At 68.4% G+C, this 22,150-nt stretch carries 22 protein-coding genes; 8 read left to right on the plus strand and 14 right to left on the minus strand.

The window, feature by feature from the left end:
• Positions 1 to 59: 59 nt before the first annotated feature.
• Positions 60 to 2,072, minus strand: a complete 2,013-nt coding sequence (locus NN2_RS12755; RefSeq protein ID WP_082856952.1) for an MFS transporter — start codon at positions 2,070 to 2,072, stop codon at positions 60 to 62.
• A 246-nt stretch (positions 2,073 to 2,318) separates the two neighbouring features.
• Here NN2_RS12755 and NN2_RS12760 point away from each other — a divergent pair, with 246 nt between their 5' ends.
• Both NN2_RS12760 and NN2_RS12765 read left to right on the plus strand, forming a co-directional pair.
• Positions 2,319 to 3,122: an ABC transporter ATP-binding protein gene (locus NN2_RS12760; RefSeq protein ID WP_063013356.1), complete on the plus strand. Its 804-nt coding sequence runs from the start codon at positions 2,319 to 2,321 to the stop codon at positions 3,120 to 3,122.
• A 100-nt stretch (positions 3,123 to 3,222) separates the two neighbouring features.
• Positions 3,223 to 3,636, plus strand: coding sequence for a DUF3291 domain-containing protein (locus tag NN2_RS12765; RefSeq protein ID WP_063013358.1), 414 nt, complete (start codon positions 3,223 to 3,225; stop codon positions 3,634 to 3,636).
• 40 nt (positions 3,637 to 3,676) lie between these two features.
• Here the strand turns inward: NN2_RS12765 and NN2_RS12770 are convergent, their stop codons facing one another.
• Positions 3,677 to 5,146 (minus strand): amino acid permease, encoded by a 1,470-nt coding sequence (locus NN2_RS12770; RefSeq protein WP_063013360.1) that lies wholly within the window; start codon positions 5,144 to 5,146, stop codon positions 3,677 to 3,679.
• 100 nt (positions 5,147 to 5,246) lie between these two features.
• Here NN2_RS12770 and ggt point away from each other — a divergent pair, with 100 nt between their 5' ends.
• Positions 5,247 to 7,190, plus strand: coding sequence for a gamma-glutamyltransferase (gene ggt, locus NN2_RS12775; RefSeq protein WP_063013362.1), 1,944 nt, complete (start codon positions 5,247 to 5,249; stop codon positions 7,188 to 7,190).
• Positions 7,191 to 7,194: 4 nt separating this feature from the next.
• Here ggt and NN2_RS12780 read toward each other — a convergent pair whose 3' ends face one another.
• From NN2_RS12780 to NN2_RS12795, 4 genes are all read right to left on the minus strand, one after another.
• On the minus strand, positions 7,195 to 7,698 hold the full coding sequence (locus NN2_RS12780) for a PH domain-containing protein (protein WP_082856953.1): 504 nt from the start codon (positions 7,696 to 7,698) through the stop codon (positions 7,195 to 7,197).
• A gap of 4 nt (positions 7,699 to 7,702) precedes the next feature.
• Positions 7,703 to 8,182 (minus strand): 6,7-dimethyl-8-ribityllumazine synthase, encoded by a 480-nt coding sequence (ribH, locus tag NN2_RS12785; RefSeq protein ID WP_030514014.1) that lies wholly within the window; start codon positions 8,180 to 8,182, stop codon positions 7,703 to 7,705.
• A 28-nt stretch (positions 8,183 to 8,210) separates the two neighbouring features.
• Complete coding sequence (locus NN2_RS12790) at positions 8,211 to 9,461, minus strand: bifunctional 3,4-dihydroxy-2-butanone-4-phosphate synthase/GTP cyclohydrolase II (protein WP_063013364.1); 1,251 nt, start codon at positions 9,459 to 9,461, stop codon at positions 8,211 to 8,213.
• A gap of 81 nt (positions 9,462 to 9,542) precedes the next feature.
• Positions 9,543 to 10,163, minus strand: coding sequence for a riboflavin synthase (locus NN2_RS12795; protein WP_063013367.1), 621 nt, complete (start codon positions 10,161 to 10,163; stop codon positions 9,543 to 9,545).
• A gap of 490 nt (positions 10,164 to 10,653) precedes the next feature.
• Here NN2_RS12795 and NN2_RS12800 point away from each other — a divergent pair, with 490 nt between their 5' ends.
• Positions 10,654 to 11,124, plus strand: a complete 471-nt coding sequence (locus tag NN2_RS12800; RefSeq protein WP_030514011.1) for a hypothetical protein — start codon at positions 10,654 to 10,656, stop codon at positions 11,122 to 11,124.
• Here NN2_RS12800 and rpe read toward each other — a convergent pair.
• Positions 11,093 to 11,758, minus strand: a complete 666-nt coding sequence (gene rpe / locus NN2_RS12805) for a ribulose-phosphate 3-epimerase (RefSeq protein ID WP_030514010.1) — start codon at positions 11,756 to 11,758, stop codon at positions 11,093 to 11,095. The two genes, NN2_RS12800 and rpe, sit on opposite strands and share 32 nt — an antisense overlap.
• Before the next feature lie 132 nt (positions 11,759 to 11,890).
• Between rpe and NN2_RS12810 the strand changes: the two genes are divergently transcribed.
• Both NN2_RS12810 and NN2_RS12815 read left to right on the plus strand, forming a co-directional pair.
• On the plus strand, positions 11,891 to 12,304 hold the full coding sequence (locus NN2_RS12810; protein WP_227462764.1) for an ATP-binding protein: 414 nt from the start codon (positions 11,891 to 11,893) through the stop codon (positions 12,302 to 12,304).
• A gap of 194 nt (positions 12,305 to 12,498) precedes the next feature.
• On the plus strand, positions 12,499 to 13,230 hold the full coding sequence (locus tag NN2_RS12815) for an RNA polymerase sigma factor SigF (protein WP_063013420.1): 732 nt from the start codon (positions 12,499 to 12,501) through the stop codon (positions 13,228 to 13,230).
• 9 nt (positions 13,231 to 13,239) lie between these two features.
• Here NN2_RS12815 and NN2_RS12820 read toward each other — a convergent pair whose 3' ends face one another.
• Positions 13,240 to 14,169, minus strand: a complete 930-nt coding sequence (locus NN2_RS12820) for a LysR family transcriptional regulator (protein WP_063013369.1) — start codon at positions 14,167 to 14,169, stop codon at positions 13,240 to 13,242.
• Positions 14,170 to 14,272: 103 nt separating this feature from the next.
• Between NN2_RS12820 and NN2_RS12825 the strand changes: the two genes are divergently transcribed.
• On the plus strand, positions 14,273 to 15,478 hold the full coding sequence (locus NN2_RS12825; protein ID WP_082856955.1) for a YeiH family protein: 1,206 nt from the start codon (positions 14,273 to 14,275) through the stop codon (positions 15,476 to 15,478).
• A 13-nt stretch (positions 15,479 to 15,491) separates the two neighbouring features.
• Here the strand turns inward: NN2_RS12825 and NN2_RS12830 are convergent, their stop codons facing one another.
• The 6 genes from NN2_RS12830 to NN2_RS12855 form a co-directional block, all read right to left on the minus strand.
• A complete protein-coding gene (locus tag NN2_RS12830; protein ID WP_030514005.1) occupies positions 15,492 to 16,823 on the minus strand; it encodes an RsmB/NOP family class I SAM-dependent RNA methyltransferase in 1,332 nt (443 codons plus the stop codon).
• 428 nt (positions 16,824 to 17,251) lie between these two features.
• A complete protein-coding gene (gene fmt, locus NN2_RS12835; RefSeq protein WP_063013371.1) occupies positions 17,252 to 18,175 on the minus strand; it encodes a methionyl-tRNA formyltransferase in 924 nt (307 codons plus the stop codon).
• Complete coding sequence (def, locus tag NN2_RS12840) at positions 18,176 to 18,736, minus strand: peptide deformylase (RefSeq protein ID WP_036523470.1); 561 nt, start codon at positions 18,734 to 18,736, stop codon at positions 18,176 to 18,178.
• Positions 18,737 to 18,803: 67 nt separating this feature from the next.
• Positions 18,804 to 19,826, minus strand: a complete 1,023-nt coding sequence (locus NN2_RS12845) for an esterase/lipase family protein (RefSeq protein WP_082856956.1) — start codon at positions 19,824 to 19,826, stop codon at positions 18,804 to 18,806.
• Between the two features lie 55 nt (positions 19,827 to 19,881).
• On the minus strand, positions 19,882 to 20,538 hold the full coding sequence (locus NN2_RS12850; protein WP_369817501.1) for a PadR family transcriptional regulator: 657 nt from the start codon (positions 20,536 to 20,538) through the stop codon (positions 19,882 to 19,884).
• 99 nt (positions 20,539 to 20,637) lie between these two features.
• Entirely contained in the window at positions 20,638 to 21,219 is a 582-nt protein-coding gene (locus NN2_RS12855; protein WP_063013373.1) for a TetR/AcrR family transcriptional regulator, read from the minus strand.
• 73 nt (positions 21,220 to 21,292) lie between these two features.
• On the opposite strand from NN2_RS12855, the gene NN2_RS12860 reads away from it, so the two are divergent.
• A complete protein-coding gene (locus tag NN2_RS12860; RefSeq protein ID WP_063013375.1) occupies positions 21,293 to 22,132 on the plus strand; it encodes an NAD(P)H-binding protein in 840 nt (279 codons plus the stop codon).
• The last annotated feature ends 18 nt before the right edge of the window (positions 22,133 to 22,150 follow it).

Below are 22,150 nucleotides of genomic sequence, written 5' to 3' on the forward strand. Positions count from 1 at the left end.
GCACTCGAGGTCCGGAACGGGCGGCAGGCGCGTTCCGGACCTCGATTCACGTCGCGGAACTACCCCGCAGGCGCCGGCTCGGCAGGCGGCGCCGCTTCCCCCGCCGCCGATTCCGCTGCAGAGGCCTCCTTCCCGGCCTCGGTTTCCGCCAGCGCCACCAGTTCCTGTCGCACGCGCAGGTCGTGTTCGGCGGCATCGGCGGCGGCCCGCTTCGGACTCCAGCGCCCGGCCATCAGGAAGACGAAGGGCAGGAACAGCACCTGCGCGATCAGGCAGATCCACCACCACTGCCGCCACTGCACCGGCGAGTCGGCGGCCGCCTGCTTCACCTCGGCGCCGTGCTCGGCGACATAGGCCAGATCATCGGCCGGCACGGTGGCCACCGCCTGCAACTGCGCTTGCGCGGTCACGAGTTTCGGGCCGACGGTACTGGCGACCGCGAGCTGATCGCGCGGAATCTGCTGGGTCGCGGTCAGCCGCCCCACCGCTTCGGCGGGGCTGATGCCGAATTTCGCCGCCACCTGACCGACCGCGGCGCCCGCGGCCCGCGCGTCGTTCGGATTCACCGCCAGAGCACCGAGCGTGGCCGGATCCACGGCCTGCAGTGTCGCCAGCTCCTGCGGATAGCGCGCGTTCAACGCGATGGTGGCCTGGATGTCGGCGGGTGACGCGCCGGTCAGCTTGGTCAGCGCGGCCATCTGGGCGGCGGGATCGGCGGGATTGCGACCGAGTTGCGTCATGGTCTCGGCGCCGACGGTCTGGATGGTCGCCAGCTGCGCTCCGTGCTGCGCCTGGATCTCCTGCAATCGCGGACCGTTGTTGACCAGCGGTCCGGCCGCGTCGACCACCATCAGGAGACCGAACAGCGTGAAGGTCACCACCGTGCGCAGCACACCGCCCCATACGGCCAGCCCGACCGCGGTCGCGGCCGGATTGCGGCGCTCCACGGTTTCGGTGAAGCTCGCCATCCAGGTGGCGTAGGCGATGCCGCCGCCGACCGCGATGACCGTCATCACCCCCGCGAACGAGTAGTACCCGGTATCGGGATGATCGGTGTAGCCCAGGAAGACGTACAGCCCCGCGATGCTGATCAGGGCGCCGAGGATCATGAACGGTTTGCGCACCTTGAGGATGTCCGACACGATGCCGGTCACCACCAGCGCCACCGCGTTCGCGATCCAGTACCAGTTACCCAGTGCATTGGCCTGGGCCGGTGTGAAACCGAAGTTGGTCGCCAGATACACCGGCAGGAACGACACGATGGTGTAGAAGAATGCCAGGAAGATGCTGATGGCCAGGGCGGAGCCGACCACGTCGACCCGCATCATCTGCCGCCACTGCCCGCGTTCGAGCGCCTCGACGTCCAGGCCCTTGGCCCGCGCCTCGACCAGCGCCCGATCCCGCAAGCTCACCATCACCTGATCGCGCAGGCGCGGACTCAGTTCGCGCAATCCGATCACCGCGACCACGGCGACCGCACAGCTGATCACACCGCACAGGCGGTAGTGGAACTGCCAGTCCGGATGACTGTCGAGGGTGCGGGCGGTGATCTCGCTGGTGACGAGTGCGCCGATCACCGGCCCCAGGGTCCAGAATCCCATCGCCGAGGCACGGCCCAGCTGCGGTGAGAAGTCCCGGATCAACGCGGGGGTGGCCACCAGCACCGCGCCTTCGACCACGCTCACCACGCAGTAGACGACGAGATAGGCCATCTTCGTGGTCGTCGCCGGAAGCGCGAACAGGGTGAGCAGCGAACAGATCACCACCCCGTAGGCCACGATATTGGCTCGTCCCCAGCGGTCGAGCAGGCCCGCCGCCACCGAGGCCGCGGCGCCGAAGGCCGCGCCGATGATGAAGATCCACACGAAATAGGCGAACGAGAGGTGGAAGTACGCGATCAGCTGATTGCCGACCGCGCCCGCGACGAAGAGCTGGTAGTACAGCACGACCGAGGTGATCACCACGAGCGTCAGGTACCAGGAGCGGGCGGGAGTGTCGGGATAGTGCGGTAGTTTTCGCCGCCACAATCCGGTGAGCAGGGTGGGAGCGGCTGCTGTCGAGGTCGAGCTCATGGTCGAGATGCCTTTCTGGCCACGGCATCTCGTCGCGGGATGATTTCTTGTGATTCCGCACGAGCACCGGGTGGGAAAAGGGTAACGGCCAATCGTGATCCACATCACTTTTCCGGCAACTCGATCGAACCGACCGACCCGATTGTGGGCACAAACCGACCGGTCGACGGTTGCCCGATATTCGCGACGTTCCGTGTGCGCTTCGCGACCTATCAGCTTGTCTGAGGAGTTTGCTACCGTGGGCACATGGTCGACTCCCCCATCCTGCAGGTGGACGCCGTAGATTTCGTGCGCAACCGCAATCCGATCCTGTCCGCGGTGTCGCTCACCGTGCGCGCCGGCGAGCATTGGGCACTGCTGGGCCCCAACGGCGCCGGCAAGACCACGCTGCTGAAGATGCTGGGGGCGTTCGAACACCCCACCCACGGCAGTGTGCACGTCCTGGGCCATCGGCTGGGGCGGGTGGATATGCGCGAATTGCGTACCGCCATCGGCCATGTCGACCCCCGGCACAATCCGCCCTACCCGCTCACCGCGCACGAGGTGGTCGTGACCGGGCTGACCAATACCGCCGACATCAAGCAGCGCTGGTCACCGACGCCGGAACAGGAGGCCGAGGCGGATCGGCTCATCGAACTGATGGGACTGACCCATCGCCGCGACGCTCGCTGGCCCACGCTGTCCCAAGGCGAGCGCGGCCGCGCGCTCATCGCCCGGGCGCTGATCGCCGAACCGCGGCTGCTCCTGCTCGACGAACCGGCCACCGGACTCGACGTCGGCGGCCGGGAACAGCTCATCGACCGCATCGATCTGCTGCAGGCCACCCATCCCGAACTGGCGTCGGTTCTGGTCACCCATCACCTCGAGGAGTTGCCCCCGGCCACCACCCACGTGCTGTTGCTGCGTGCGGGACGCCGCGTCGCGAGCGGACCGGTGGACGAGGTGCTGACCAGCAGCAATATCAGCACCTGTTTCGACCATCCCATCCGGCTGACCCGCACCGAGGACGGCCGCTGGCATGTGCGTGCGGAGCGCAGCGTGCGCGCCTGAGCCGGCTCACCTCGCAATCTTGTCATTGACAAGATTGCGTGGGCGTGCGATGTTGGGCAGGCGACAGCACCACACTCCGACTCGTCGAAAGTTCACCGCCATGCCCACACTGCCCTGGGTCACTGTCGAGCGGCCCACCACCGATACCGTCCAGATCATGGCCTCGCGGCTCGAAGTCCGGTCACTGCGGCACGTCCCCGGATTTCTCGCGACCTCGATCGTGCTGCGGCGCCAGGCCCGCCGCTCCCCCGGCGCACTCGGCATCGCCCTGAAGGCCGATCTCACCCGCCGCACGTTCTGGACTCTGTCGGCCTGGACGGACCAGGCGGCGATCAGCGCCTACGCCCGGACCGATCCGCACGCCTCGGCCATCGTGCGCGCCCGCACGGTGATGCGCGAATCGACGTTCGTCTTCTGGTCCGTCCCGGCCGCCGACCTGCCGATCGAATGGTCCGAGGCGCAGCGCCGCATCGCCGAGGAGCGCGAAAAGCGAAGCAGCACAACCTCGTTGTGACCGTACGGGCCTCGGATCGGCGGCACGGTCCGAGGGCCGGTCAGTCGTCGACGGGGACCGATTCCGAGCGCTTGGCCGGCTGCTCGTCCTCGGGCGGTTCCCGCAGCCGCGCCACCTCCAGTACTCGCGAGCGGGCGGCGAACCAGCCGATGATCAGCGCCGGGATCAGGATCACCAGACTCGCCACCGTCCAGGTGCCGACGGGGTGGTCGAAGGCCATCAGCACCAGCATCGCGGCCAGGAACACCAGGGTCGCGATGCCGGTATAGGGGGCGCCGAACATGCGGAACGCGGGCCGTTCCAGCTCACCGCGCCGCCAGCGCCGGTACAGCGCCAACTGGCACAGCACGATCGTCGCCCACGAGGACAGGATGCCCAGTGACGCGATGTTGAGCACGATCTCGAACGCGCGCGCCGGCACGATGTAGTTGAGCCAGATGCCGACCAGGGCGATCAGACTGGTCAGCACGATGCCGCCGTAGGGCACACCGCGGCTGTTCATCCGCGCGGTGAAACGCGGGGCGCTGCCGTTGACCGCCATCGAGCGCAGAATGCGTCCGGTCGAATACAGACCCGCGTTGAGACTCGAGAAGGCCGCGGTGAGCACGACCAGGTTCATCACCGAACCGGCATGCGGCACACCCAGTTTGGTGAAGAAGGTGACGAACGGGCTCTCGTCGGCGTGGTAGGCGGTGTAGGGCAGCAGCAGCGCCAGCAGGATCAGCGAGCCGACATAGAACACCGCGATACGCAGGATCACCGAGTTGATGGCGCGCGGCATGATCTGCTGCGGATTCTCGGTCTCCCCCGCCGCGGTGCCGACCATTTCCACCGCGGCATAGGCGAACACCACGCCCGAGGCGACCGTCACCAGCGGCAGCACCCCGGTCGGAAACCAGCCACCGGAGTGCGCGACCAATCCGAGACCCGTCGCGGCCCCGTCGACCCGGAATCGCCCGCCGAGGAAGACGACGCCGATGATCAGGAACGACACCAAGGCGACGACCTTGATCAGCGCCGCCCAGAACTCGAGTTCACCGAACCATTTGACCGAGATCAGGTTCACGCTCAGCACCAGGCACAACGCGATCAGCGCCAGCACCCACTGCGGGATCGCGCCGAACGCGCCCCAGTAGTGCAGATAGGTGGCGATCGCGGTGGTGTCGACGATGCCGGTCATCGACCAGTTCAGGAAATAGGTCCAGCCGGCGACGAAAGCCGCCTTCTCCCCGTAGAACTCGCGCGCATAGGAGACGAACGACCCCGACGAGGGCCGGTGCAGGACCAATTCGCCCAGCGCCCGCAGGATGAAGAAGACGAAGCCACCGCATACCGCGTACACGAGAAACAGTCCCGGCCCCGCATGGGCCAGCCGTCCGCCGGCGCCGAGGAACAGGCCGGTGCCGATGGCGCCACCGATCGCGATCATCTGCAACTGCCGCGGCTTGAGGCTCTTGTGATAGCCACTGTCCTCCGCGGACAGGTGCGTCTGTGCTGGTGTCTCGCTCATCGGTCGGGTGATCCCTTGGTCGAGGTCGGGGCGGCTCGACGTTACCCGGTATGGGAACGACACCCCGCGTGGTGGGGCCGACGCGGGCTAAAGTGCCTGCATGAGGCGCACGCTAGCGATTCTGGGCGGCGCGAGCGTCGTCCTGCTGCTGATCACCGGGCTGCTCACGGGCTGCTCGTCCACCACCTCCGAGGCCGGCCGAAGCTGCGTCGAGGGTCCGGCCGGCACCCCGATCACCGCGGTGGCGGGACCGGCGGCGGGGGCGACGAATCTGGCCACCAATCCCGAGATCGCCACCGGCTATCGCAGCGGTATGACCCCGGTGCGCACGCACACCTTCGCGGTCTCCACCGCGAACCCGCTGGCCACCCACGCCGCCTGCGAGGTCCTGGCCGACGGCGGCACCGCGGCCGATGCGCTGATCGCCGCGCAGACAGTCCTGGGATTGGTCGAACCCCAGGCCTCCGGCATCGGCGGCGGCGCGTTCCTGCTCTACTACGACGCCGCGTCCGGATCGGTCGACGCCTACGACGGGCGCGAGGTCGCACCCGCCGCCGCGACCGAGAACTATCTGCGCTGGATCAGCGACACCGATCATTCGGTGCCGCAACCGAATACGCGCGCCAGCGGACGGTCGATCGGCGTGCCGGGTGTGCTGCGACTGCTCGAGGCGGCCCATCGCGACCACGGCAAGCAGTCCTGGCGCGATTTGTTCGATCCGGCGATCTCGCTGGCGGACAACGGTTTCGACATCAGCGCCCGGATGGCGAGCCAGATCGCGCAGTCTGCCCCGGACCTCGCCCGGGACGCGAATGCCAGGCAGTACTTCCTGCAGCCCGACGGCTCCCCCAAACCGCGAGGCTTCCACCTCGCCAATCCGGCCATGGCGAAGACGTTGAGCGCCATCGCCTCCGACGGTCCCGACGCCTTCTACACCGGCGCGGTCGCCCGCGACATCGTCGACGCCACCGCGACCACCAGTGGTGGCCGTACCCCGGGGCAGATCTCGCTCGACGATCTCGCCCGGTACCAGGCGAAGAAGCGCACCGCCCTGTGCACCGACTACCGCACCCACCGGATCTGCGGGATGCCCAATCCGTCCTCGGGCGGCATCACCGTCGCCGCGACCCTCGGGATTCTGGAGAACTTCGATCTCGCCGGCCTGCCCCCGGACCGTCTCGACCGCAACGGCGGCACCCCGAAAGCCGAAGCGGTGCATCTGATCTCGGAGGCCGAGCGGCTGGCCTATGCCGACCGCGACAAGTACATCGCCGACCCCGATTTCGTCCCGCTGCCCGGCGGCTCACCCGCCGCGCTGGTGAACAAGGACTATCTGAAGCAGCGGGCCGCCCTCATCGATCCGAACCATGCCATGGGCACCGCGAAGCCCGGTGACTTCGGTCCGGTCCCGCTCGGCACCGGCGTGCAGCAACCCGAACACGGCACCAGCCACATCTCCGTCGTGGACCGGTACGGCAACGCCGCCACCATGACCACCACCGTCGAATCGGCGTTCGGATCGTTCCATCTGGTCGACGGATTCGTGCTGAACAATCAGCTCACCGACTTCAGCGCCGAACCCGCCGATGCAACCGGTACGCCGCTGGCCAACCGGGTACAGCCGGGGAAGCGACCGCGCAGTTCGATGAGTCCCACGCTGGTGTTCGATCGGGCGCCGGACGGGTCACGCGGACAGCTGGTGGACGTGACCGGTTCGCCCGGCGGTTCGGTGATCATCCAGTTCGTCGTGAAAGCGCTGGTGGGACTGCTGGATTGGCAGCTGGACCCGCAGCAGGCGGTATCCCAGGTGGCCTTCGGCGCGGCGAACACACCGGTGACCGGCGTCGGCGGGGAACATCCCGCGATCGACGCCACCGACAACGGCGCCCACGACCCGCTGGTGCAGAAGCTGCGCGAGATGGGGCATCAGGTCTCGGTCGACCCGCAGTCCAGCGGCCTCAGCGCTCTGCAGCGCGAGAACGGCGGCTGGATCGGCGGGGCCGATCCGCGGCGGGAGGGCATCGTCCTGGGCGATACCCGCTGACGGCTCAGTCCTGCTGTGCGGCGGTGTATTTCGCGCCGAGTTCGCGGAAGCGGTCCATCGCGCGGGCGGCATGATCCTTGTCGTTGACGCGGATCGCCAGCATCGGCACGTATTCGTCGCCGGCCAATTCCAGCCGTGCCCAGGCCTTCTTGTCCGGAATCGCGACGCCGCGAATATCGGCCCAGCGGAACTCGTTGTCGCCCAATATGTTGCGGACCACCACGCCCTGCGGCCCGACGCGCACCCGCGGCCGGGTCAGCAGCAGCACGGCACCGGCCAGCAACAACCCGAAGCAGATGATGGCGACCTGGTCGGCCCCGCGGAAGTTCACGCCGGTCGCCGAATTACTCGACAGCACCCCGGCCAGGACGAACAACACCGCGATCACCGCCGCCACGATGCGCGCGGTGCGCACCGCCCGTCGCGGGCGCACCTCGAGATCCCACTGCGGCGCATCCGCCGCCGGGGGCTGGGGACCGCGTTTGAACAGGCGAACGACCGGCGGCATCGGCTCAGACTTCCCGGCGCAGCGCGCGCAGGGTCAGCGCCGCGTCCAATGCCGCCGCACCCGCCTGCTCGCCCTTGTTCTCGGCCGAATCCGGCAGGCCCGCACGGTCGAGGGCCTGCTCCTCGGTGTTCACCGTGAGCACTCCGTTGGTGACCGGTGTGCCCTCGTCCAGCGACACTCGCGTCAAACCGGCGGTGACCGCATCGCAGACGTATTCGAAATGCGGTGTCTCGCCGCGGATCACGACGCCCAGCGCCACGACCGCGTCGTGCGTGCGGGCCAGCGCCTGCGCGACTACCGGCAACTCCATCGCCCCGGCACAGCGCACCACGGTGATCTGCTCGACGCCCGCTTCCCGGGCCACCCGCTCGGCGTTGGCGAGCAACGTGTCGCAGATGGTGGTGTGCCAGCGCGAGGCGACGATGCCGACCGTCAGCTCCTTCGCGTCCGCCAGCGCGAACTCCGGTACGCCCGTACCGCTCATCGACCGATACCCCTTCTTCGAATTCCGACTACTGTGCGGTCTCGCCGAGATCCAGGTCGTCCAAGCCGACCAGGTCGTGGCCCATCCGGTCGCGCTTGGTACGCAGATACCGCAGATTCTCGGCATTGGCGCGCACCGGCATCGGCACCCGCTCGGTGATGCTCAAGCCGTAGCCGTCCAGACCGACCCGCTTGGCCGGATTGTTGGTGAGCAGCCGCATCGACTTGATCCCGAGATCGACCAGGATCTGCGCGCCCGTGCCGTAGTCGCGGGCATCGGCGGGCAGGCCGAGTTCGATATTCGCGTCCACGGTGTCGTGGCCGGAATCCTGCAGCTGATAGGCCTGCAGCTTGTGCATCAGGCCGATGCCGCGGCCCTCGTGCCCGCGCATGTAGAGCACCACACCGCGCCCCTCGGCGGCGACCATCTCCATCGCCGCGTCCAGCTGCGGGCCGCAGTCACAGCGCAGCGAGCCGAAAACGTCACCGGTCAGGCATTCCGAGTGCACACGCACCAGAACATCGTCACCGGCGTCGACGCTCAGATCGCCGCGCACCAGCGCCACATGCTCGACATCGTCGTAGATGCTCTTGTAGCCGACGGCCTTGAACTCGCCGTACTTGGTGGGGATGCGCGCCTCGGCGATCCGCTCCACCTGCTTCTCGTGCTTGCGGCGCCACGCGATCATATCGGCGATCGAGATCAGCGCGAGCTCGTGCTCGTCGGCGAAGATCCGCAACTCTTCGGTGCGGGCCATATCGCCCTCGTTCTTCTGGCTGACGATCTCGCAGATCACACCCGCCGGACTCAGACCGGCCATCCGGGCCAGGTCCACGGCCGCCTCGGTGTGGCCCGGGCGGCGCAGCACTCCGCCATCCTTGGCGCGCAGCGGCACGACGTGGCCCGGCCGGGTGAACTCGTCGGCGCGCGAGGCCGGATCGGCCAGCAGGCGCATGGTCGTCGCGCGGTCGGCGGCGGAGATGCCGGTACTGATGCCTTCTCGCGCGTCCACCGAGACCGTGTACGCGGTGCCGTGCTTGTCCTGGTTCATCGAGTACATGGGCGGCAGGCCCAGCCGATCGCAGTCCGCACCGGTCAACGGCACACAGATGTAGCCGGAGGTGTATCGGATCATGAAAGCCACCAGCTCGGGGGTCGCCTTCTCCGCGGCGAAGATGAGGTCGCCCTCGTTCTCCCGGCCCTCGTCGTCGACGACGACTACCGCCTTACCGGCGGCGAGATCGGCGACTGCGCGCTCGATGGTGTCGAACCTGGTCACGTCTGCTGTGCTCCACTTCGGAATAGGTGCGACTCGAGCCTACTGGGTCGGGTCGCCGATACGACGTCGCGGTTGCTCCGGCTAGCCACGCTGCTGGAGTCGCTCGACGTATTTGGCGATGACGTCGACCTCCAGATTCACGGTGGTGCCGGCGGGCGCGGACCCGAGGGTGGTGAGTTCGCGGGTGGTGGGAATCAGCGAGACCTCGAACCAGTCGCGGTGCCCGGGCTCTCCGGCGTCGTCCACGCCGAGTCCCGAGACGGTCAGCGAGATGCCGTCGACGGTGATCGACCCCTTCTCGACCACATAGCGAGCGAGGTTGTCGGGCAACGAGATTCGCACCACCTCCCAGTTGTCGGAGGGTGTGCGCGACAGGATGACCCCGGTGCCGTCGACGTGCCCCTGCACGATGTGGCCACCGAGCCGGCTGTTCACCGCCGCGGCGCGCTCCAGGTTCACCTTCGAGCCGATGTCGAGTTTGCCGATGCCGGAGCGATTGAGCGTCTCACCCATCACATCGGTGGTGAAGCTGTCACCGTCGACCACGTCGACCACGGTCAGGCAGACACCGTTGACCGCGATGGAGTCACCGTGGCGGGCATCGGAGGTGACGGTCGCGCCGCGAATGGTGAGCCTGGCCGCGTCCGCGGACCGCTCGGCGGCGACGATCTCGCCCAGCTCCTCGACGATGCCTGTGAACATCCGTATCTCCTGTCAGCCCGGCGCCCACCGCGTCGGGGCGTCCGCTAGCGCAAACGGTGCCGGCGGCCCGGGGTATTCCCCCGTGGGCCGCAGTGTCATCAGCGTAACGACGCGCTGTAGCAGAGCACATCCGGCCGTCCCACCGACCGGTCGCGTCCGGGCATTCGAGACTTTCGGACCGGAAATATGCACTGAACCGGACGCCGTCTCGGCGGCGCGCCGAGCGGGCCGATCGGCGTCCCCGCGATTCGGGGGTACACCGGATACCGAAAAGGAATTGTCGGCAATTTCCGGAGAAATGGAATTCGATTCACGTTTTCACCGGTCGGATATCCGGCTTCTACCGGCCCGGATCGCGGCCGAATTCGATTTGTTACCCACGTGACTGCGAATTCAACCCCGGCGCTTGCACCAAGGCGAATTCGGTAGCAATATTGTTATGCAGTTGATTCCAACAGTTCATTGGACAACAACCTCATGGGGGTGTGGCGTGACCACAGTGATCGATACGTCTCTCACGGATCGTTGCGAGCGGTATCGCCGCATTTTTCATCTCCCCGCGACGGTGGACGACGCGGCCCGGCACATCGTTCTCGAAGTCGGGCAGCAATTCGGTGCGGTCACCATGCCGGCCGATCTGGGTGAGCGGGTCTTGCGCCAGCTCACCCAGTCCGGACTCGTCACTCCCGTGGTTCACCATCCGCGCGCGCGGCGCTGGACCTTCATCACCGGCCCGTCGTGCTCCGCCGGCGTCAGCACATCCGTTGCGGCCGAACTGTTCCGGCTGTACACGACCGTCGCGTGCACGGGCAGCCACGTGGTGCTGCCCTCGGCCGAGGACGAACGGACAGGCTATCGAATCTGGGTGCAGACGCCCGACCATCTCGACGCGGTCGTCCCCATGGCCGCGGTCGTGGAGGCCGCGCGGCTCAGCGCCGTGCCGCCTGCTCCGTCGCGATGACCTTCTCGCGCAAAGCTTCCACGGTCGCGGCCGGATCGTCCGTGCCGTAGACCGCGGAACCGGCGACGAAGCAGTCCACCCCGGCCTCCGCGGCGGCTTCGATGGTGTCCATATTGATGCCACCGTCGATTTCGACGACCAGACGCAATTCGCCGCTGTCGACGAGCCGGCGAACCGCGCGCGCCTTCTCCAGCACGTGCGGAATGAACGACTGCCCGCCGAATCCGGGCTCGACGCTCATCACCAGCAGGGTGTCGAAGTCGCGGAGAATTTCCAGATACGGCTCGATGGGTGTGTTCGGTTTCACCGACAATCCGGCCTTCGCGCCGGCGGCGTGGATATCGCGAGCCACCGCGACCGGATCGTCGGTCGCCTCGGCGTGGAAGGTCACGTTGTAGGCACCGGCCTCCGCGTACGGGGGCGCCCAGCGGGCCGGGTCCTCGATCATCAGATGGCAGTCCAGCGGGATGTCGGTGGTCTTCAGCAGACTCTGCACCACGGGCAGACCCAGGGTCAGGTTCGGTACGAAGTGGTTGTCCATCACATCGACGTGCAGCCAGTCCGCTCCCTCGACGGCGCGTACCTCCTCCGCCAGACGAGCGAAATCAGCGGACAGGATGGACGGTGCGATCATCGGCGACGGCCGGTGAAAGTGGGAATTCGAGGTGGACACAGCGCGTGAGTGTACTGGGTCGATCACACCGGTTTTCGGCACTGTCGACGATTGCGCGACGCGAAGTTGGGTAGCCTTCGTAGGGTGATCAACATGTCGGCTGAAGAGGGACTGCGCAGCACACCCGTCGAAATCGGAGTAGCGGCCACGGTGTCGCAACTGCCCATCGTGCGCGGATTGGCCGAAACACTGGTCCTGCTCAGCGATTTCACACTCGACGAGGTCGCCGACATCCGGCTGGCCGTCGACGAGGCGTGCTCGACGCTGATCGAACTCGCCGTCCCCGGCAGCACCCTGCAGTGCCGCTTCACCGTTGGCGACACCGATCTCCTCGTCCGGGTGGCCGGAATCGCGGCCACCTCGAAACTGCCCGACCAGCGCAGCTTCGGCTGGCATGTACTGCGGACCCTCACCGATGGGATCGAGGTCGCGCAGGAACCCTTCGATTCGGCGATTTCCGGATACCCGACGGTGGTGGAATTTCGCCGGGTCCGGGGGAAGGCGTAGTGGCCGAGCACGACAGCGTGTTCGAGGCCGACGACGCCGAGGACACCGCGGGTACGGCCGCGAGCGGATCCCCTGACGACACCGGCGCCGAGGACGGCGATGGCCGTGCGCACGGCGGCGAGAACACCCCGGACGACGACGAAGACGGCGACGAGGTCGCCGAGGTCACCGGTTCGGTCTCCGGCTACGACGATGTGAATTTGCTGTTCCAGGCACTGTCGGAGGCCGGTGAGGACCGCCGCGCCGAATTGCGCGACGAGTTGATCAACCGCTGTATTCCGTTGGCGGACCACATCGCCCGCAAATTCAGCGGTCGCGGCGAGCCGTTCGACGATCTGACGCAGGTGGCCCGCGTCGGGCTGGTCCACGCGGTCGATCGGTTCGACGTCTCGCGGGGCTCGAACTTCCTGTCCTTCGCGGTGCCCACCATCATGGGCGAGGTGCGGCGCTACTTCCGCGACAACACCTGGGCGATGCGGGTGCCGCGGCGGGTCAAGGAGACCCATCTGCGCATCGGCTCCGCGATCGATTCGCTTTCGCAGTCGCTGGGCCGCTCTCCGACCGCCAAGGAGATCGCCGCCGAACTCGACATCCATCCCGACGAGGTGACCCAGGCCGTCATCGCGGGCAACGCGTATCAGCCCAGTTCCATCGACGCGGTATCGGTGGGCCGCGATACCGAGGCCTCGCTGCTGGACACTCTCGGCGAAGAGGAGTCGCAGTTCGACCGAGTCGAGGAGTACGTGGCGATCCGGCCGCTGCTCGCGGGCCTGCCCGAACGCGAACGGCGCATTCTCACCATGCGGTTCTTCGAATCGATGACGCAGACCCAGATCGCGCAGCGGATGGGGATATCGCAGATGCACGTATCCCGGATTCTCGCGAAAACGCTTGCGCGGCTGCGGGAGCAGAGCGCCCGCGAGTGAGGCCGGCGGTTACGCCGGAGCGGACGCTCGCGGTGGCGCGGCGCGCTGGGCGTGCACGATGGCCGACACCAGTTGCCCGGCCGGGCCGCCGAGTTTGCGCGGTGGACGCCACACCGCGCGCAGGGTGCGCCGCAGGTCCAGGCCCTCGACGGCGACGGCGCGCAGTTCGCCGCGCTCGAGCTGATCGCCGACCGCGAGGGTGCTGAGGACCGCGGGTCCCACGCCGCCGAGCACGCTGGTGCGGATGGCCGCGGCGCTGCCGAGCTCCAGAAGCGGTTCGGCACGCGGATATTCGGCCAATGCGACATCGAGTGTGCTGCGGGTACCGGAACCGGGTTCACGTACGACCAGCGGTGTCGCGGCCAGTTCGGCGACGGTGAGCGGGATGCGGCGCCGCGCCCACGGATGCCCGGGATCGACCACGACGAGCAGACGATCGTGCGCCACGGTCACATGCGGCAATCCCTCGGGCACGGCCGGCGATTCGACGAATCCCAGATCGCATTCCCCCGCCACCAGCCGATCGCACACTTGTCGCGAATTATGCACCTGGAGATGGACTTTCACATCCGGATGGCCGCGGCGGAACGCGCCGAGCCACCCCGGCAGCAGACATTCCGCGACCGTCATGCTGGCAGCGACGGTGAGTTCGGCCTCCTGATCGGTGCGCAGCGCGGCGGCGGCATCGAGTAGCCGGTCCACATCCGCCAGCACCTCGCGCGCCCAGTGCACGACGACGGTCCCCGCCGGAGTGAGCGTGGAGCCGCGCGGTGAGCGCCGCAGCAGGGCGAGGCCCAGCCGATGCTCCCACTGCCGCACCGCGCGGCTGGCGTTCGGTTGTGCCATGCCGATCGAGCGTGCGGCGGCGCCGAGACTGCCGTGGTCGTCGATGGCGACCAGCAGCTCCAGGAAACCCAGGTCGGGGCGGATATCGGCCATACCGTGATCATATGCATCGGACACAGGACATATCGCCATGATATGAGTCCGATGCCGTTTCGGCCGCTACCGGACCGCACCGATTCGCGAGACCGTTGTCGTCATGACAAGTCTGGATTCCTCGCGAGCGGCCGGGTCCGCCGACGAAGCGCCTGGTAGCACCGGGCCCGGCGCGCCGGACCGAACCGGAGATACCGACCGCGCGGCCGGTCCGCAGCGCGGCATCGAATCCTCCGGCACGCAGACCTCGGCCCGCACGTCACGACGCAGCCGGCGAGCGTGGCTCGGACCGACCGGATTCGCGGGGCGAGCCCAGCGGCCGGGTGCGCCGGCCGGTGCCGGCATCGTCCCCGGATTGGCCCTGACCGTCGCGATCACAGCTGTCGTGCTGGGCATCGCCCAGTTCACGCCGACGGTCAGTCCGCTACTGCTCGCCATCGTCGTCGGGGCGGTCCTCGCCAATTGCGTTCCCTTGCCCCAGCGGGTGCAGCCGGGGTTGCAGTTCTCGGCGAAGCGGCTGCTGCGTATCGGCGTCGCGCTGCTCGGTCTGCAGCTGACCTTCGCCGACATCCTCGGGCTCGGGCCCGCGGTGATCGCGGTGGTCGTCGCGATCGTCGCCCTCGGAATCGGCGGCACGATGTTCATGGGCCGGTTGCTGGGTCTGAGCTGGACGCAGCGACTGCTGATCGCGTGCGGATTCTCCATCTGCGGTGCGGCCGCCGCGGCGGCGGTGGACGGCGTGGTCGACGCCGAGGACGAGGAAGTGCTCACCGCGATCGCCCTCGTGGTCGTTTTCGGCACGATCATGATCGGCGCGCTGCCCCTGCTGTCGAGCGTGCTGGGCCTCGACGATCGCACCGCCGGGATCTGGGCCGGAGGCGCCGTGCACGAGGTGGCACAGGTCGTCGCGACCGGAGGCGCCATCGGCGGTGCCGCACTGACCGTCGCGGTCGTGGTGAAACTCGCGCGCGTGGTGTTGCTGGCACCGGTACTGGCGGTGATCGGCTGGCAGGTCCGGCGGCGCGAGGACGCCGCGCCCGGCACCCGCAGGCCGCCCCTGATTCCGCTGTTCGTCGTGGCCTTCCTGGCCTGCGCCGCACTGCGCACCACCGGGCTCCTGCCGGAATCGGCACTCGCCACGGCCAAACTGCTTCAGACCGCTCTGCTCACCGCCGCCATGTTCGCCCTCGGCGCGGGCGTACGCCTGGCCGCCCTGCGCCGAGTCGGGCCACGCCCGCTGATCCTGGCGCTCCTGTCGACCGTCTGGGTGGCCGGCGTCGCCCTCGCCGGTGCGGTTCTCGCGGGCTGAGCGGCCCGCGGTGTCAGAGCGGTTTGCGCAGCGCGGCCATGAACATGGCGTCGGTGCCGTGGCGGTGCGGCCAGAGCTGGACGGCGGGACCGTCGCCGATATCGGTGACGCCCGGCAGCAGCGTTCGGGTGTCGAGTTGTTCGGCGTTCGAGCGGCGGACGAAATCGGAGACGACGGAGACGGTTTCGGGCAGGTGCGGGGAACAGGTGGAATACACCACCACACCGCCCGGGCGCAGCAGATCCCATGCGGCGGTGAGCAATTGGCTCTGCAGGGTGGTCAGGTCGCGCACATCGGCCGGGGTGCGCCGCCACCTCGCCTCCGGTCGTCTGCGCAGCGCGCCCAGTCCGGTGCACGGTGCGTCGACCAGGATGCGGTCGTAGCCGGGTTCCAGCCCGGAGTCGCGGCCGTCGACCACATGGACGGTGACCGGCAGGCCGCGAGTCGCCTTGCGCACCAGATCGGCTCGGTGTTCGGCGGGTTCGACGGCATCCACCCGATACCGATCGATATCGGCCAGGGCGCCGAGCAGCGCGGTCTTACCGCCCGGGCCGGCGCACAGATCGAGCCAGCGCCCGCCGTCCTCGCCCAGCAGCGGCGCCCGGGTCAGCGACAATGCGACGAGCTGGCTGCCCTCGTCCTGCACGGCGGCCATTCCCTCGCGCACCGCTTCCAGCTGCCCCGGATCGCCACTGTCCAGGTACACCGCATACGGTGACCAACGCCCTTCCTCACCGCCACTGACCAGGGCCAATTCCTCGGCGGTGATATCGCCGGGCCGCGCCACCAGGTGGACGATCGGCCGCTGGTCGTCGGCGGCGAGCAGATCGCGCAGCTCCCCCGCCCGCGCACCGAGCGCGTCGGCGAAGGCCTGCGCGATCCAGACCGGATGCCCGAATTCGAATGCCATGCGGCCGATCGGATCCGCGGGCGCCAGATCCTCGACCCACTGCTCCGGTGTCCGCGCCGCGGCCCGGCGCAGCACCGCGTTCACGAAACCGGCTTTACCGCTGCCGGATTCGGTACGCACCAGATCGACCGACGTATCCACCGCGGCGTGTGATCCCACTCGGGTCCGCAGCAGTTGATAGACGCCCAAGCGCAGGACGTCGAGCAGCGGGCCGTCGATCTCGGTGATGGGACGTCCCGCGCAGTCGGCGATCACGGCGTCGAGGACCCCCATCGCCCGGCAGGATCCGTAGGCGAGCTCGGTCGCGAAAGCCGCATCGCGCCCGGACAATCCGTATTCCCGCAGCAGGACGGGCAGCACGAGATTCGCGTAGGCGTCACGCTCGCGAACCGCCCGGAGCACGTCCCGTGCGACGAGCCGGGGAGCGTCACCCACCACACCACGGCGTCCTCGAGTCCGGGCTGCGGAGCCACCGGTCCGGCGCGCGGAACCGGAGCCGGCTTCTGGTCGCGACGACTTCTGCTGCCCCGCAGCGGATTTCCTTGCCGATCTCTTCTCGGAGGCCCGTTTCGACGCATCACCGCCGGTCCTTCCGGGGGCGGCACCGTGGGCTCGTCCGGATCCGGCGTCGGCGCGCCCGGCATCGCGAGCACCACTCGCGCCGGAGCGGCGGCCGCGGTCGTCCGACGAATCGCGCCCCTCGCCCCGACGAGCCCGAGGGGCGTCACCGCCATGGCTGCCCGAACTTCTCCCCGCGTCGCCGTGCTGCCGAGAGCCGTTGTCCGCCCGGCCTTTTCCTCGGCGCGCATCGTCGGCCGTCCGGCCGTCGCGGTCGGGTCGTTCGCCTCCTCGACGTGGGCCGGTCACTCGACCACCGCGCCGGGCTGCAGGCGGGCACCGCGGGCCCAGTCCAGGGCCGACATCATCCGCTTGCCCTGCGGTTGCACCTGATCCAAGCGCACGGCCGTGGTGGCGGTGCCGATGTAGACACCGGATTTGCGCACCTCGATCACCCGCTCGGGCAGTTGGTCCTCGACCAGTTCGACCGGCCCGAGTTTCAGTCGCTTACCGTCGATCTGGGTCCACGCGCCCGGCGCCGGCGTAACGGCGCGAATCCGGCGGCCGACCGCCAGCGCCGGTTGATCCCAGCGGATGTGGCCTTCGTCGGCCTCTACCTTGGGCGCATAGGAAATGCCCTCACCGGATTGCGGCACGGCCTGTACGGTGCCGTCCTCGATGCCGTCGAGGGTGGATTCGAGCAGCTGCGCACCGGAGATCGACAGGCGCTCCAACAGGGATCCGGCGGTGTCGGTGATGCCGATGCGTTCGGTGACCACGCCGTAGACCGGCCCCGTGTCCAAGCCCTCCTCGATACGGAAGGTCGAGGCGCCGGTGATTTCGTCGCCGGCCAGGACCGCCGCCTGCACCGGCGCCGCGCCACGCCACGCGGGCAGCAGCGAGAAGTGCAGATTGACCCAGCCGTGCCGCGGGATGTCGAGCACCCCCCGCGGCAGCAACGCGCCGTACGCGACCACCGGACAGCAGTCGGGCGACAGATCCGTCAGTGCCGCAACGAATTCCGGCTCCGAGGGTCTGCGCGGGGTCAGCACCGGAATGCCGTATTCGTCGGCCAGCCGCCCGATCGGCGAGCGCGTGACCTTGCGACCGCGCCCGGCCACCGCATCCGGCCTCGTCACCACCGCCACCACCTCGTGGCGCTCGGATTCGATGAGCCGCCGCAGGGACGGAACGGCCGGTTCGGGAGTCCCCGCGAACACCAGGCGCATCTACTCGCCCCGCCCGGACTCGGGACGGCTGCCGGCGACCTCGGCCGCCGACATCACCGTCTTACCGGCGGCGAACCACTCCGATTCCCGCACCGCGCGCATGGCCTGTTTTCGGGTGGCCGGTTCCAGCCGCTGTAGATACAGCACGCCGTCGAGATGATCGGTTTCGTGCTGCACGCAGCGCGCGAGCAGCCCCTCGGCCTCGAATTTCACCGGCTCACCATGCCTGTCGAGCCCGCGCGCCACCACGCGGTGGGCACGGGTCACGTCGTAGCGCAGCCCCGGAATCGACAGGCAGCCCTCCGGTCCGGTCTGCTCGTCGGTCCCGAGGACCTCGAAGACCGGATTCACCACGTGTCCGGCGGCATCGCCGGTGTCGTAGACGAACACCCGCAGGCCGACCCCGATCTGCGGGGCGGCCATGCCGACTCCGCGACTGGCGTGCATGGTGTCGGTGAGGTCGGTGACCAGCTGCTCGAGTTCCCTGTCGAAGGCGTCGACCTCGTCCGCGCGGGCGCGCAGGACGGGATCGCCGAACAGGCGAACGGGCTGGATTGTCACAGGCACACTCCCGGGCGAGACGACATTGCGGTCGCCCCATTTTACGGGCGGCCGGAAATCCGTTTCGTCAGGAATGCGCGCCCAGGATCACCTCACCGATTCCGGTGCCCAGCGGCACGTAGGCGCAGTGCGGCAGCGGTGCTTGCTCGGGGGCGAGCAGAGTGAGCAGGAGTTGCTGGACGAACGGGTCGTACACCATGTGGAAATGCCCGGTCAGGTCGATCGGGCACAGATCCTGGAGCACGATGTTGCGCGCACCCGGACCGGTCAGGGCGATATTGGTGTAGGGCTGGATCATCTCGTCGGCACGGCTGCCGACCGTGGTGTACCGCACACCGGGGACCGTGTCGCCGCCCGCGTTGAGTTCGCGCATGAACGGCGAGCCCTGGGCCTGCTGAACGGCGGCGAGCGAGGTGACCTGCCGATAGGCGTTCCACAGATTCGGCACGGCATCGGCGAGCGGAACCAACCCGTACATCTGGCCGCCGTAGCTGGGCGAGGCGAGCCCGATCCACTGATCGACCTCGGGAGCCCCGCCGAGCTTGTCGATGTAGTACCGAGTGATGTTGGCGCCCTGGGAAAATCCGACCAGGTCGACCTTGTCTGCGCCGGTGGCCGACAGGACCCGGTCGACGAAGGCGCCGAACTGTCGCGATGATGCCCACAGATCCTCGGTGCCGTAACTGGTCGCATCCGGTTTGCCCCCGTAGTCCGGGGCGAAGACGCAGAAGCCCGCGGTGACGAGTTGCGGGCCGATACCGCCCCAGTCGGTATAGGCGGTGGCGTCGGTCCCGTGGGCCAGGATGACCGGGCGCGGATGCCGGGCGCTGGGCCGGCAGCTGAAATCGTTGGTGCCCCACGGCGTTGCGCCGGGGTGCGCTTTCAGATAGCGCGAGGCGGTGAGATGGTTGCCCTGCGGTGGTCCCCATTCGGTCGGGACCACCACCGGGCGGGTGTCCGGCGGCGGCGATGCGGGAGGTTCGGCCCAGGCATTCGCGCTGCCGCCGAACACCGCCCCGCACGTCGCCACCGCCGCGAACGCCCTACGCCAGGCGAGGCCCCCGTCTCGATGTTTCCGACCTCGTCCCATATTCCGATTGTGCGCCGTCCGGACCGGTACATGCGACGGGCCAACGGTATTCGTCTCACTCGGCCGCGGTGGTGTCGTCGTCGGCGAGGATCCGGTAGATCGAGCGCCGGGCCTCGGTAAGGACCTCGGCCGCCTTACCGGCCTGTTCCGGAGTGCCGGCGCGGGCGACCTGCCCGACCGCACCCATCAGCTGGCCGACCAGTTCGCGCAGGTCCAGCGCCTGGTCGCCGACGCCCTCGCGGACGTCCTGCCAGGGATCGCCCAGTTCGTCGCGATGTTCGGTGACGTACTCGGCGCCCGCGTCGGTGAGTTTGGCGGTTTTGCGACCGGCCACCTTCTCGATGATCACCAGGCCCTCGTCCTCGAGCTGGGACAGTGCCGGGTAGATCGAGCCGGGGCTGGGCCGCCAGATGTCGTCGCTGCGCTCGCGGATCTGCTGGATCAGCTCGTAGCCGTGCATCGGACGTTCCTGCACCAGCAGCAGAATCGCCGCGCGGACATCTCCGCGCCGTCCGCGTCCACCACGGCCGCGACCGCGACCGACATGGCCGCCCGGACCGAATCCGGGTCCGAAATCCGGACCGAACGGCCCGAAGCCGTGTCCGCGCGGATGGCGACGGAACTGTTCGTGTCCGCCGCGTTCCTGCGGGTCCGGCCGGGGTCCGCGACGGCGGCCGCGGCCGAACCTGTCCATGTTCTCCATGCGTTCCATGATTGCCTCCTCGGGCATCGTCTTACGTTGACGCAATCAACGATATATCGGCAATGCATCTTTGACAAGTATGGAACGCGCCACAGCGCGTGCTGTGGCTCAGGCGGCGAGCGAACCGATCCAGCGCTCCAGCCGGTCACCCTCCGCGCGCATCAGCTCCGGATCACGAAAAGTGTTGGTGAGCAAGGAGATTCCTTGATAGGAGGCGATCAGCGCGACGGCCAGTTCGCGCGCATCGGCGCGGCCCATCTGCTCGAATTGCCGCTGCACCCAGTCCAGCAGGACGCCCATCACCTCGGCCAGCTCACGCTCCAGACCGTCGGAGCGTTTGTCGAGTTCGGCGGCCAGAGTGCCGGACGGACATCCGTATCGGGCCGCGACATCGCGCTGGTCGACCCAGGACCGGATCAACGCCCGCAGCCGATCGGCCGGCCAGGCTTCCCGGTCGAGTTCGGCAAGGAAGCCCTCCAGGCTGTGGGCGTGAGCCCCGATTGCCGCCTGGATCAGCTGATCCTTGGTCTTGAAGTAGTAGTACACATTGCCGACCGGCACCTCGGCAGCCCGGGCGATGTCGGCGATCGTCGTCTTCTCGACCCCCTGCCGGTGGAAGACCTCGGCGGCCGCGGCGGCGAGCCGTTCCCGCTTACCGCCGGACCGCTTGCTGTCGAGCGAGTTAGTCATACAACTGACTATAGACACATCGAAGCTCATGCCGTACGGTCCTGTTAGTCAGTCAACTAACTCAGGAGCGAAGATGATTGTGGTAACCGGAGCGACCGGCAACGTCGGACGACCGTTGGTGCGGATGCTCGCCGAAGCCGGCGAGAAGGTGACTGCCGTATCCCGCCGCCGTCCCGACGACCTCCCCCACGGCGTGCGGCACGTTGCGGCCGATCTGACGAATACGGGCGAGGTCGCGGCGGCCCTCGATGGCGCGGAACAGCTGTTCCTGCTACTCGCGCCGGGATCGCTGGCCGCAGATGTGCCGGGAGTGCTGACCGCGGCACGCGATGCGGGTGTGCGGCGAATCGTCCTGTTGTCGTCACAGGGCGTCGGAACCCGGCCCGACAGCGCCTCGCACGGACAGTTCGGAAAGCAGGTCGAAGTTGCCGTCCAGAACTCGGGACTGGAATGGACCATATTGCGGCCGAGCGGTTTTCAATCGAACGTAGCGATGTGGGCGGACGCGGTACGCACGCAGCGGACGGTCACCGCGCCGTTCGGTGATGTCGCGATCCCCTTCGTGGACCCCGACGATATCGCCGCCGTGGCCGCCACCGCCCTGCGCGAGGCCGGTCACACCGGACGGACCTACGTGCTCACCGGTCCCGCGCCCGAATCTCCGCGCGATCGGGCGCGGGCCCTGGCCGAAACGCTCGGCGAGCCGGTGCGTTTCGTCGAGCAGACAGCCGAGCAGGCGCGCGCGCAACTGCTCACCGTGATGCCCGCCGACGCCGCCGACACGACCCTGGCGATCATCGGTGCGCCGACGCCCGAGGAATTGCGGGTCAGCGACGATGTCGAGGCGGTCCTCGGCCGTGCACCGCGACCCTTCTCGGCGTGGGCACGACGCAATATCGACATGTTCCGCTGAACATCACCCCGTGCCCCT

It is taken from the genome of Nocardia nova NBRC 15556 (assembly GCF_001613005.1).
GTDB classification, from domain to species: Bacteria; Actinomycetota; Actinomycetes; order Mycobacteriales; family Mycobacteriaceae; genus Nocardia; species Nocardia nova.

What these genes read in the sequence shown, in the direction of transcription:
- NN2_RS12755 (WP_082856952.1), bottom strand. Translation starts at nt 2,072, where the DNA reads ATGAGCTCGACCTCGACAGCAGCCGCTCCCACCCTGCTCACCGGATTG.
- NN2_RS12760 (WP_063013356.1), top strand. Translation starts at nt 2,319, where the DNA reads ATGGTCGACTCCCCCATCCTGCAGGTGGACGCCGTAGATTTCGTGCGC.
- NN2_RS12765 (WP_063013358.1), top strand. Translation starts at nt 3,223, where the DNA reads ATGCCCACACTGCCCTGGGTCACTGTCGAGCGGCCCACCACCGATACC.
- NN2_RS12770 (WP_063013360.1), bottom strand. Translation starts at nt 5,146, where the DNA reads ATGAGCGAGACACCAGCACAGACGCACCTGTCCGCGGAGGACAGTGGC.
- ggt (WP_063013362.1), top strand. Translation starts at nt 5,247, where the DNA reads ATGAGGCGCACGCTAGCGATTCTGGGCGGCGCGAGCGTCGTCCTGCTG.
- NN2_RS12780 (WP_082856953.1), bottom strand. Translation starts at nt 7,698, where the DNA reads ATGCCGCCGGTCGTTCGCCTGTTCAAACGCGGTCCCCAGCCCCCGGCG.
- ribH (WP_030514014.1), bottom strand. Translation starts at nt 8,182, where the DNA reads ATGAGCGGTACGGGCGTACCGGAGTTCGCGCTGGCGGACGCGAAGGAG.
- NN2_RS12795 (WP_063013367.1), bottom strand. Translation starts at nt 10,163, where the DNA reads ATGTTCACAGGCATCGTCGAGGAGCTGGGCGAGATCGTCGCCGCCGAG.
- rpe (WP_030514010.1), bottom strand. Translation starts at nt 11,758, where the DNA reads ATGATCGCACCGTCCATCCTGTCCGCTGATTTCGCTCGTCTGGCGGAG.
- NN2_RS12810 (WP_227462764.1), top strand. Translation starts at nt 11,891, where the DNA reads ATGTCGGCTGAAGAGGGACTGCGCAGCACACCCGTCGAAATCGGAGTA.
- NN2_RS12820 (WP_063013369.1), bottom strand. Translation starts at nt 14,169, where the DNA reads ATGGCCGATATCCGCCCCGACCTGGGTTTCCTGGAGCTGCTGGTCGCC.
- NN2_RS12825 (WP_082856955.1), top strand. Translation starts at nt 14,273, where the DNA reads ATGACAAGTCTGGATTCCTCGCGAGCGGCCGGGTCCGCCGACGAAGCG.
- fmt (WP_063013371.1), bottom strand. Translation starts at nt 18,175, where the DNA reads ATGCGCCTGGTGTTCGCGGGGACTCCCGAACCGGCCGTTCCGTCCCTG.
- NN2_RS12845 (WP_082856956.1), bottom strand. Translation starts at nt 19,826, where the DNA reads ATGGGACGAGGTCGGAAACATCGAGACGGGGGCCTCGCCTGGCGTAGG.
- NN2_RS12850 (WP_369817501.1), bottom strand. Translation starts at nt 20,538, where the DNA reads ATGGAACGCATGGAGAACATGGACAGGTTCGGCCGCGGCCGCCGTCGC.
- NN2_RS12855 (WP_063013373.1), bottom strand. Translation starts at nt 21,219, where the DNA reads ATGACTAACTCGCTCGACAGCAAGCGGTCCGGCGGTAAGCGGGAACGG.
- NN2_RS12860 (WP_063013375.1), top strand. Translation starts at nt 21,293, where the DNA reads ATGATTGTGGTAACCGGAGCGACCGGCAACGTCGGACGACCGTTGGTG.